Raw genomic sequence first — 11,657 nt, forward strand, 5'->3', positions numbered from 1 at the left:
TGATTTATAATTTCATACCAAACAAGGATAATCTTTTAACAAAATTGAACCCATAAACAATGGCGAGATTCGAATACTTTGACCACAACTTTTAAATTTAGCGATCGGTAACCATCGTGGTATTGATACATGACAGGGTCTTTATCCCACTTACATCTTACTTAGCTAAATTTCCATAAATTACGATGGACCAACGCGGCTTATGATTATCGATGATGTAAACTATTCATGAACAGAAGGCTATCAACGTGTTCGATGTTGTCTGAAATCAATCCATTCATTATTCCAGAAGATTTGTTGTTGCCATTAAACCCACAAATAACAAAAACAGATGAAAAGGCATTTTCCCTGACATTGATCCCTGATAACCAAATTCTCATCTATCATTATGAAAAAACCGGTTTTTCAATTTTGAAGTCAGTCAAATCTTATTGTAGGCCGGCATTAACACCTTTTTCTTAATGTTTCATTGCACCCTAAATTACGGCCGGCTTTTGATTTATTTAACTTTCAGTCGTCAAAAAAGCCAGCAGAATCCCATCAATAACCTTCATGGCCACAGACACCAGCAACTGATTAACTCCCTATTTCTGAGGTCTCCCCGGCGAGATCACCCCACTGCTGAACTGCTCGGCGTACCTGCGCATGGCAGCATATATTTTCATTACATCTTCTGCGCTTATCGAAGATGTTTCCGGCTCAAATTCAGACCAGACCTGTTCAGGTGATTTTGGAACTCCCAAGCCCAGGTCACTTACAAAGTTCTGAAGCTGATGAACATATTTAATATGCTTGTTAAGTTTCCCTTCGTGATAGACGTTAACAACCTCATTGTCTAAAAACTCAACAACAACGTTGCCAGACCTGAACATAGTGTAAGCTCCTTCTGTTTTGCTGATATTTTCCATAAAAAAGGAAACGAGCCTGTTATTGATCAGGATTGGCTCAATTTCACTCAGATAAGAGGTTCTCCATTGATACAAATAAAAAAGATCATCGGCGATCCCAGTTATCGTTGTAAAAAAATCATCAACCGAGGCCTTCGGGTGGATATAATTACCTACCCTGTATTTATCTGTTACCAATTCCATAGTTGCTAAAGATACCTAAAACGCCGGCCTGTTAATATAACAGGATGAACAAAATTTGTATAATGGTGTTCAAAATTATATTTTGGCCATATGCTTGATCCTATTTGCCTGCAAAACGAACAGGTCCTTGTCCATGCCTTCAGACCGGAAGAACTGGAACGCTATGAACACCTTGTAAAAGAAACCTATCAAATCCTTTCCGATAAGGAAACATTAAGGTTTATCCCTGAAAAACGTTTGAGATCACTGGCGGATACAGAAATCTGGCTCAAAAACAACATCCTTAATTTTCACTGCGGCCGCAATTTCCTGCATTTCATTACTGAGACGAAATCGGGGAAGCTTTTAGGAATGGTTGATATCATCTCACCAGCCCTGGCCGGGGAACATTACCAGCTGGACCATTATCCGCATTTTATCGAATTTTACCTTAAAAGCGATGCACGGGGCCAAAAAATCATGACCAACCTTTTGCCATTCATAATGGCAGCGTTAAACTCAAAGGGTATTTTCGATGTAGGAGCCGTTGTCAATAAAATACATTTTGCTGCCCGCAAGGTTTTGCTGCATTCAGGCTTCAAACACCAAAGCAGCTTTGATGCAAAGCAGGATCTTTATTATTACACAGTCTTTGCGGATGATAATCGTCTACGAAGGGTCGGTTAAATCAATCTTGAGCTTTATATAAAATGCTTTCTCATGTATTGCCATTAACAACACCGATCACGATTTTTATCAGGTTTCTTTAAAATACGTTCATCAATAAAAATCCCCAACGGAAACTCCGTTAGGGATAGCAATGGAAATCCTTTGAAAAAGATTGAAGTAAATAGCCCGGGCCGAAGGCAACGGCCAGAATTTTTAAACGTGTATCAGTCGGAAATTTTGACCCGGTTTATCGTTTAATACCATTCATTATACGGTTAAGTTGCTTTAGTTTTTTTCCCTTCAAACGTATTTAGGGAGTGGGGATCTAAAGACACATCCAAAACCTTTGAACCAATTTTGATGCGCAACCGCTGCGCGGTATCCTTAAAGTTACCGGCAACTATAACGTATTTGCCTTCCGGTGTCTGGAAAACCAGTACGGGCTTCTTATCATTACCAGCCTCTTTAAACGACAACAGCCTGGAGCCGGGGGTGATGTAACGGGAGTAATGTTTCACCGCATAATATTCTGGTGTGTAGGCAGCGGTCTGGTTTTGCGAATCGACACGGATAAGCGCGTTTTGTTTCCATCCCCATCCACTTGTGCCGCTATCGGTCAAAACAGGGTTCCAAAACGTATATTCAGTGCAACCATGACCCAGATACCTATTGATGAGATCGAAGGTATGCTCGGCTGATTTCCAGTCAAAAGTCCCCCAACCGCATTCACTTTCTGTTTGCACATACTGATATTGGGGATATTTTTTACGGATAGCAGATAGAATTTGCCCTCCCTCCCATTGAAACCCGATACCCTGGATCGTGTTTGCCATACGAGGGTCTGAAAGTACCTGATCGACAAGATCGTAACGATTGGTATTGATCGTTCCAAAAAACAAGGAAACATCAGGGTGTTTAGCTTTCAAGGCAGGTGCCAGATATTCTGTATTGAAACGAATAGCACCTTCGGGCGTCCAGGCGCAGCCGGGGTAAACAGTGTAGCTATAAGCTTCATTCTGATACATCACCATTTTGATTGGAATATCCTGCTCTTTATAAGCGTCAATGAACTTGCAAAAATAGTCAGCATAGGCTTGCAGGTAACGTGGGTCCTGTATCAGATAATCATTTACCGTTACCTGCTTAGGGAAGACACGCTCGTCCCTTTTCTTAGTGTTCTCATAAAGAACAACTTCGGAAAGCGGTGATAGCTGATTGTATTTGGCATCACTCAGGACCGCGTAATTGTGGTTGACTTTCATCCACGAAGGTGGAGACCATGGAGATATCCAAAAGGTCATTTTGGGATTTCTTCTCTGGGCTTCCCTGATATATGGGATAAGGGCCTTTTTGTCCCGGTCAATATTGAAATACTTCAATTGAAAGTCACCATCGACCTCATCACAACTGTACCAGTCACGGGAGTAATCATTGGCGTTCATAGAAAAACGTCCTATTGTAAAATGCATATCGCCATCCGGGGAGAAAAGCTGGTTCAGAACTATTTCTTTTTTTTCTTTTGGGAGCAGATTTAACGCATCCCAACCCAATTCGTTGAAACATGTACCCCATGACTGAAACTTACTGCCACTTTTTTTATCGTCAACGGTAATATCAATAGCTGAACCAGCCTCTTTTTGGAGATTTACGCTTTTAAGTTTCCAAAAAACGGTGTCACTACTTTTAATCCAATTGAAGGACTGGGCCGAAACCTGTAGCGATGATAAAAGGCTGCTTGCTATTAATATAACTATATTAAAAATTCTCATAAATGTTAACCTTTGATGTTTTATTCAATACTATATTATCTTGTATATTTTCCCCGCCGTTGTTTTAAAATCATACAGCCATGTTTTTGGTAACTGTATGCCCAGCTTACTATTATCGGTCCTGATGACTGGCTTTTTAATATCCATTGTCGTATAGAAACGGTTTGTGTTTCGCGCAGAAGCTTTGTTTAGTAGTTTGTTAACCACCAATTGATTTAACCGAAGCCGGCAATTACCACCCAAAGCGGAATGAATAACCAGTTTTGTAATTTTATGATCGTCCCAGGTTATGTCCATCTTAAAACCGCCACGGGCCATTAAGCCGGTTACACTTCCTTTTCTCCAGACATCCGGCAGGGCTGGCAACAAGTAAATGGCACCGTCATGACTCTGCAACAGCATTTCGGCGATCCCTGAGGTACAACCAAAATTTCCGTCTATTTGAAAGGGCGGGTGTGCATCAAACAGGTTGGGATAAGTACCACCCGACTCATGGCCCTCGTTATTTGCCGGTGAGATCTGATCAGTTAATAATTTATAGGCATGGTTACCATCAAGTAAGCGGGCCCATAAATTAATTTTCCATGCCATTGACCAGCCGGTCGAAAGATCACCCCGGTAAATCAGCGAGTTTTTGGCAGCAGCAAAAAGCCGCGGATCGCGGAAAGGTGATATTTGATTACCGGGAAATAACCCATACAGGTGCGAAACATGGCGGTGACGATCAGCTGGAGAATCCAGATCATCCAGCCATTCCTGTAACTGCCCGTATCTGCCTATTTGCATAGGTGGCAGCTTTGTTCTGTAATTCATTAAACTATCAGCAAAGGCGCTGTCTTCGTTTAAATCGGCGGCAGCATGTGCGACATTGGTAAACAGGCCATAAACCAGTTGATTGTCCATTGTGGCCCCGGCAGAAACCGATACCTGAGTTTTGCCATTGATATATTCATGCTCCGGTGATATTGATGGCGACACTACAAGCCAATTGTGCTCAGCTTCCGGTTGCAGAACGTCTTCAAAATATTGAGCTGCACCTTTCATAATGGGATAATATTTTTTCAGGAAGATTTTATCACCGGTAAACAGGTAGTGTTCCCAAAGGTGCTGGCAAAGCCAGGCATTGCCGGTTGGCCAAAGCCCCCAAAAAGGGCCGTCAACAATCCCGGTTATCCTCCATACATCAGTATTATGATGTAAAGACCAGCCCCGCGCACCGTACATCACATTGGCGGTTTCCTTTCCGGTCACTGACAGGTCGCTTATCATATTAAAAAGCGGTGTACTTAGCTCCGATAGCTGGGTTACCTCGCTTGGCCAATAGTTCATCTCTGTATTGATATTGATGGTATATTTACTATCCCAGGCACCCTTCAGGTCGCCGTTCCAGATACCCTGAAGGTTAGCCGGTTCGGGCGAACCCGGTTGTGAAGATGAAATAAGCAAATACCTGCCGAACTGAAAGTAAAGCTCCGCCAGTTGCGGATCCTTTCCCTTTGCAAAGTTTTTAATACGTATATCAGTAGTCAATTTTGTTGCATCGCCGGAACCCAAATCCAGTTTAACACAGTTATAATATTTCTGATAGAAAGCAGAATGAGCCCGGAGCAGTGTTGCAAAGTCCTTTTTATAAGCGTTATTTAAAAAACCCTGTGCACGACTGAATGGGTCGGCGCTGATGTCGTGATAGTTTACAAAATTAGTTGCCATCGATAAGTAAATGATAGCCGTATCTGCATTATTCACCTTGATCCCCGAAGTGTCAGCAGTGACAGCGCCTGCAAAGTTTTTTACGCGGGCCATCACGTTAAATTTTACTTTGCCTTTTTGATTTTCATGATCGCTGCTTAATCCTGATAAAACCAAATCACCGTTCGCAACTTCTACGGTTTTCATAAGAGGGCTTTGCAACTTAATATTGCACGTAATCATTTGTGGTTTATCGGCTGTCAGCCTGACCATTAAAACATTATCAGTAAACGATGTGAAATATTCCCTTTTATAATGCACACCGTCGTATACATAAGTTACGGAGGCGGTCGCACTTTCAATGTTGAGGTCCCTCTTATAATCTGTTACACTATTATGGCCGGGGAAATTGATGTATAAATTACCTGCCAACTGATACGGCATACCGCCATTCCCTTTTTGAGTCACTTGCTTATTGGCCAAAAGTTGTGCCTCCAGATACTTTTTTTGCGCCAAGAGAGTTCTGACCTGGTTAATGTAAGGTTTAGCTGCGGAATCGACCGTATTATTAGGTCCTCCGGCCCAAATCGTTGATTCATTCAGCTGCAGGCGTTCAAGTTGTGTAGTGCCGAAAACCATCGCGGCAATATAGCCATTGCCTATTGGCAATGCCTCGTTCCAGTTTGCGGCAGGTTTGTCGTACCATAAATTATTTTTCCCTTGTGCAAAAACGCTGGCATTAAGAAAAAACAGACAAGCAACTACTACAAGTTTTTGATATTTAGGTTTCATATACATTGATTCAAAAGACTAATATTCTTCTTTGACATGGAAAGGTTTTTGGTTGCTGTTATAACTGGCATCATGTAGCTTAATTCCATTTTGTTTACCTTATTCCGGGCCAGCCGTGAAGATCTAAGCCTGTTTTTATTTTCGGCGCTCAGCTTCAGATCATCTTTTGGATCAGAAGCAAAACACGGTGTATTTTCATTATCGGGCATTGGTGATAAATCCGCTCTTCAAGCATAGTTTAGGGAACCGGACCTTAAAACCTTCGTTGCGGGCCTATTTACTCCCCGTTAATTTTAGAGATGAAACGGTGACCGCGATAAAATCTGGAAGCCCGTTATCATGGCTTCCAGATTGGTTTATCATCAAAAGGAGCAGGAAATTACCACCCTGCAGACTGCCCCAGATTCTTGTTTCTGCTAAGTTCGGCGGTTGCAACAGGCAGCAAATACATGTTGGGGGTAAACTGCTTTTGTAATTCGACCACCGGCGTATAGGTTTGTTTGTTGGTTGCAGGATCCCGGCTGATATTCATGCCCATAATAGGCCTGTTTTCTATGTCCATCGCAATCTTCCACCTTCGCACATCAAAAAACCGATGGCCCTCAAAAGCCAGCTCTATTCTACGCTCATTATAAAGCCTTGCTTTTAATGCATCTCCGGTAACCGAGGCAGGTATCGGCGGCATATTGACACTTGGACGGGCCCTTACCAAATTAATATACTGACGGCAGGTAGCTTCATCGCCAAGCGCTAATTTTGCCTCGGCATAATTCAGGTAAATTTCGGCAAGACGAAAAAACGGCCAGGGTGTTGTATAGGTAGTTTGCCAGCTAAGCGGTACAGTGGGGTCATCAGGCATAAATTTCTTTAGTATATATCCGCCTTTCGGATTATCGCTGCTAAAAGTATAGCTGTCCATTCCAAAAGTTTTCCCATCCGGCGCTATCCACATCGCAAACCGATCGCCACGGAAAATTGTCGAATCATGTATTACGGTTGCATTAAAACGAGGATCCCGGTTTTCGTAGGGATGCTGAGGGGCATAACCCGACGCGGGATTAATGGTTTTCACGCCCCCTGCTGCGGTTATAAAAGGAGGTTGACCGTTAGTCATGTCATAGTCGTCTACCAGGTTTTGGGAAGGGCCGTTACTCCCCCACCAACCTCCGTATGCGCCGTAACGGCGGCCAAGGTTATTCATTGGGGTCTGGTGACCATTGGTAGTGGTAAACTCCCTCGCAAAGATCAATTCGCTGTTCGGCGAACCGCTTGTAAGCATAAATTCCTTTTGGTAATCCGGATAAAGCGAATAACCGCTGCTCAATAAGGAAGCTGCAGCGTCAGCGGCTTTTTGCCACTTCGTCATATCATTTGAAGTATTAAACAAAGGCGATGCCGCATAAAGCAGAACGCGAGAGCTTAGAGCCTTGCAGGCATCCTGACTGGCGCGGCCGAAGTTAGCGTCGGTGCTGGCATAACTTACGGGCAGGTCAGGGATAGCTTCGGCAATGTCCTTTTCAATAAAGGTTACACAATCATCAAAGGAACTTCGCTTAAAATCTACCTGAGTTCCCAGCGGATACGATTGGGTAACAATGGGGACTCCGCCGAATCTTTCAATCAGGTTAAAATACATAAAGGCACGTAAAAATTTGGCCTCTGCTACCAACCGGGCTTTATTAGGAAGGCTAACGGTAGTAGTGCTCATTTTTTCCAGAAAGAGGTTTACTTTTCTGATATACACGTATCCCTGCGTCCAGTAATACATATAACCGCCCCAGAAATCGCCGCTACCTGCCTGATCGATATTATCGGGCGTGTAAGTAGTTGGTCCGAAAATATTGGCCCCGCAGCAAGGCGCAGTATTTACAGCTTCATCGGTGTACTTTGAGTACATATGAATATAGAACCCGTGAGGGAGGCCGTTGTACATCTCGTTTTCATAAGCCTGGATAAGATTTGCGTCTGTCCACACAGCAGCATCCGAAACACGGTCGCTGGGTGGGATATCGAGAATGTTTTTCTTACAAGAAAAACATATAGCAATTGCGAAAAACAATAATAGTTTTTTCATAATACTTTTAATTAAAATTTTACGGTAGCGCCAAAATTGATAATACGTTGTTGTGGATAGGTGGTATAACCTCCATTAAGTTCCGGATCGGCCCAGGTGATCTGTTTAGCCCAGGTAATGACGTTAAAGCCACTCACAAAGACCCGCAGGTTGTTCATTCCTATTTTTGAGACCACATTTTGAGGCAATGTGTACCCTAACTGGACGGTTTTTAACCTGACAAAACTGGCGTTGAACAGATAGAAAGTGCTGTTGCCCGGCTGATATCCATCAGACCTTGGCATTGTTCCGTTTGGATTGCTGACAGTCCAGCGGTCTTGTGCTCTTTTAACAGCAGCGTTGGCAAAGTCAGTTGTACCTAAACTTGCAAATGTGTTGTCATAATTCCATGCGGCGGCCTGCCCCTGAAGGAATACATTCAGATCAAAGCTTTTGTACGCAAAATTCATGTTCAAACCAAATGTATATCTGGGTAAAACGCTGCCATCAAAAGTGAACTGATCTTTTGAATCTATCTTGCCGTCATGATTTAAATCAAGCATTTTAACATCCCCTACCCTGGTATTCGGATCATGGGGATAAGCGTCCAGTTCGGCCTTGGTATGAAAAATACCATCAGCTTTATAATACATTCCCGCTCCAAAAGGATGGCCGGTAAAACCCTGGTATGGCTCCTGTGGCGGAACTTCATCCTGGTAAATAATTTTACTTCTGTTATAGTTTAAGTTGGCAGCTATGCTATAGGTTACGTCACCAATTTTACTCCTGGTGCTTACGCTTAATTCAAAGCCGTGGTTGTCCATTTTCCCGATATTTTCAGCAGGAAGAGCCGGGAAGCCTAGTACCTGGCTAACTGACAGGTTTGGAATAGCCAGGATATTAGACCTTTTTTCCAAATAGTAGGTAAAATCTACCCCTAGCAAACCGTTCCACAATTCAGACTCCAGTCCAAAATCTGTTTTCTTACTAACTTCCCAGTGGATATTGGGGTTAGGGAGCACGTTGGAATAGATGCCCGGCGCATCGGTACTTCCGAAAACGTAGTTTTGTCCGAAATTATATGCCTGTAAATAGTTGTAGGTCCCCACACGGTCGTTACCTATTTCACCATAAGTAGCCCTCAATTTCAACTGATCTATAAATGGAGCCCGGTCTTTGATGAACTTCTCTTCAGACAAGCGCCACCCAACTGATGCACCCGGGAAGAAACCGTATCTGTTGTTAGTAGGAAAAATGGGGGAACCATCGTAACGGAACAAAAATTCTACAAGATATTTGGCATCGAGATCGTAATTGAACCTTCCAAAATAGTTGTTGCGGGCACTTGAACTCGCCGAACCGCCATTGGCCTGGTCGGCCGGGACACTGCTGCCATAATTAATCTGCGGGAGGGCCTGGGTCAAAAAATTCTTTCTGTATGCATCTGCACCCGAAAAAGTATTCTGCTGCTGCTCCTTTCCAACCATGGCTGCCACATGATGGTTGCGGAAATTATGGTCATAGGAAACTCTTATATTGCTTAATGTCGTAGTATATTTCGAATAAGTATCAGTCAGTTCAGTTGTCCCTGTTGCTGAACCTTGAATCCGGTCATAGTTTTTCGTATTTACATTATACTGATAGTAGAAGTACGGTATATTCCAGCGTTTCTCAAATACGTTATCCAGGTCATAGTTATAGGATGCATCGATCTTCAACCCGTCAACATGCGGAACTTTGAAGGTGGCCGTAAAAGTTGAATATAAAGGCGTTTCACTGATATTGTCATAACCGCGCTGGTCAATCAGCAAAGGATTTTCACCCAGCCGGCCCGGGCCGATCAGTCCGTTAGGATAAATCGCCGTTATCGTTGGGTTTGCCTGCAGTATATTAATAAATTGAACATTTGATGCCACTGTACTATATGCTTTAGTGTCAAGCGTACCAGATAAGTTGGCGCCTATATTCAAATATTTGTTAATGTCAACATCAACCTTCGAGCGAAAATTGTATTGCGTGTAATTTTGAGGATCATGGACGTAACCGCCATCCTGTTTCAGTCTGCCGAATGAAAACAGGTAGTGTACGTTGTCGGAACCGCCAATAACCTGCATGTTGTAGTTTTTTACGAAAGAATGTTTTTTTAAGGTAACGCCTGCCCAATCGGTATTCGGGAAATTAACAGGATCCGAACCGCTCCTGTAGGCCTGTATAGCAGCATCTGAATAAAATGGCTGGTAACCTGGTGGCGTTGTGAAGGTGCTACCAGTCGATTGCCGATAAAAATTACCTTCGTTATATACCTGTGCAAATGTCGCCGCATCCAAAACTTTCGGAACTTTAGTAGGGCTTTGGAATGCGTAATTATAACTGACGTTAAAATCCGGCTTGCCTTTTTTCCCTTTTTTTGTAGTTATCAATATTACACCGTTTGCGGCGCGCGCGCCATAAATAGCGGCAGAACCATCTTTCAGCACAGAAATACTTTCAATATCATTTGGATTAAGGCGGCTTATTATCGTACGCTCCACCCCGTCAACGATAATAAGCGGACCACTGCCTGAACCTCCATTGTAGAAAGTCGCAACTCCGCGTACAATTATACTCGGATCATCGGCCCCCGGCTGTCCTGAACGCTGATTTACGACCAGGCCGGGCAGCTTGCCTGCGAGGGAGCTTACTACGTTGGGAGCAGGGCTTTGGGTTATTTCTTTACCAGATACAGTGGATATTGACCCCGTTAACGTTTCTTTACGCTGTTGGCCATAGCCAACAACAACTATCTCGCCTAAATCTTTCGGAGCCTCCTTTAAACGGATGTTTAATACATTACGCCCGTTTGTTAAAACCTCCTGCGAGGTAAATCCTATAAAACTGACAATCAATGTGCTATTTGCGTCCGGAACTTCCAGTGTAAATTTACCGTCGGTATCGGTAATTGTACCTGTTGTTGTGCCTTTGAGCTTAATAGTTACACCAGGAAGCGGGGCGCCTTTTTCATCGGTTACAATGCCCTGTATTTTTTGCAGTACAAAACTATTGCCAGCCGCGTGATCAGGCAGGTCAGCTATTTTTTTTACTAAAATTGTGCGGTTAATAATTTTATAAGTAAAGGCCGTGTTTTTAAAACATTGGTCAAGCGCCTGTTCAACAGAAACATTAGTTAATTCTAAGTCTACATTCCGTGAAGATGACAGGTCATTTATTTTGAAAAGGAAATGGTAGCTACTTTGATCTTCGATTAACTGAAGGACCTTTTCTATCGAAATGTTTTTATGATGTATAGTCACCTGCTGACTAAAACTCTTGCCGCTCACTTGTAGAAATGCTGCAATCAGGAAAATAGCAGTGAGTTTCATGGTTAATATTATTGAGGTACAATCAGGCCATACCACGGGCATTGCCTTATGATTTAATTTCATACATTTGTAATGTTTGGGTAAGTAATAATGTCAATTTGTCAATTGGTTTAGGCACCCAAATGCTGCCGGAAAGTGCTTCGAACGCTTTTCGGCTTTTTTATATCTAAGATCAAATGATCTGGCTATTAAAATATGGGTACCTTTTAAGGGGCGGGGATTAGATTTGTAATTCTTCTCTCATAAGCTTATTATT

Annotated in this window: 7 protein-coding genes; 2 read left to right on the forward strand and 5 right to left on the reverse strand. The window is 42.9% G+C overall.

Annotation, left to right across the window (positions count from 1 at the left end; all coding sequences use genetic code 11):
* Positions 1–228 precede the first annotated feature (228 nt).
* Complete coding sequence (locus tag ACFGVS_RS08075) at positions 229–462, forward strand: hypothetical protein (protein ID WP_439698199.1); 234 nt, start codon at positions 229–231, stop codon at positions 460–462.
* A 122-nt stretch (positions 463–584) separates the two neighbouring features.
* Here the strand turns inward: ACFGVS_RS08075 and ACFGVS_RS08080 are convergent, their stop codons facing one another.
* A complete protein-coding gene (locus tag ACFGVS_RS08080) occupies positions 585–1,091 on the reverse strand; it encodes a hypothetical protein (RefSeq protein ID WP_439698200.1) in 507 nt (168 codons plus the stop codon).
* A 90-nt stretch (positions 1,092–1,181) separates the two neighbouring features.
* Between ACFGVS_RS08080 and ACFGVS_RS08085 the strand changes: the two genes are divergently transcribed.
* Positions 1,182–1,757, forward strand: a complete 576-nt coding sequence (locus tag ACFGVS_RS08085) for a GNAT family N-acetyltransferase (RefSeq protein ID WP_439698201.1) — start codon at positions 1,182–1,184, stop codon at positions 1,755–1,757.
* Between the two features lie 257 nt (positions 1,758–2,014).
* On the opposite strand, the gene ACFGVS_RS08090 is transcribed toward ACFGVS_RS08085, so the two are convergent.
* The 4 genes from ACFGVS_RS08090 to ACFGVS_RS08105 all read right to left on the reverse strand — a co-directional run bounded on the left by ACFGVS_RS08090 (position 2,015) and on the right by ACFGVS_RS08105 (position 11,401).
* Positions 2,015–3,508 carry a glycoside hydrolase family 30 protein gene (locus tag ACFGVS_RS08090; RefSeq protein ID WP_439698202.1) on the reverse strand — a complete coding sequence of 498 codons (1,494 nt, stop codon included), beginning with the start codon at positions 3,506–3,508 and terminating at the stop codon, positions 2,015–2,017.
* 30 nt (positions 3,509–3,538) lie between these two features.
* Positions 3,539–5,989, reverse strand: a complete 2,451-nt coding sequence (locus ACFGVS_RS08095) for a glycoside hydrolase family 95 protein (protein ID WP_439698203.1) — start codon at positions 5,987–5,989, stop codon at positions 3,539–3,541.
* 379 nt (positions 5,990–6,368) lie between these two features.
* Positions 6,369–8,063 carry a RagB/SusD family nutrient uptake outer membrane protein gene (locus ACFGVS_RS08100; RefSeq protein WP_439698204.1) on the reverse strand — a complete coding sequence of 565 codons (1,695 nt, stop codon included), beginning with the start codon at positions 8,061–8,063 and terminating at the stop codon, positions 6,369–6,371.
* A gap of 11 nt (positions 8,064–8,074) precedes the next feature.
* Complete coding sequence (locus ACFGVS_RS08105) at positions 8,075–11,401, reverse strand: TonB-dependent receptor (RefSeq protein WP_439698205.1); 3,327 nt, start codon at positions 11,399–11,401, stop codon at positions 8,075–8,077.
* Positions 11,402–11,657 lie beyond the last annotated feature (256 nt).

This window comes from Mucilaginibacter sediminis (genome assembly GCF_051903035.1).
GTDB lineage: Bacteria > Bacteroidota > Bacteroidia > Sphingobacteriales > Sphingobacteriaceae > Mucilaginibacter.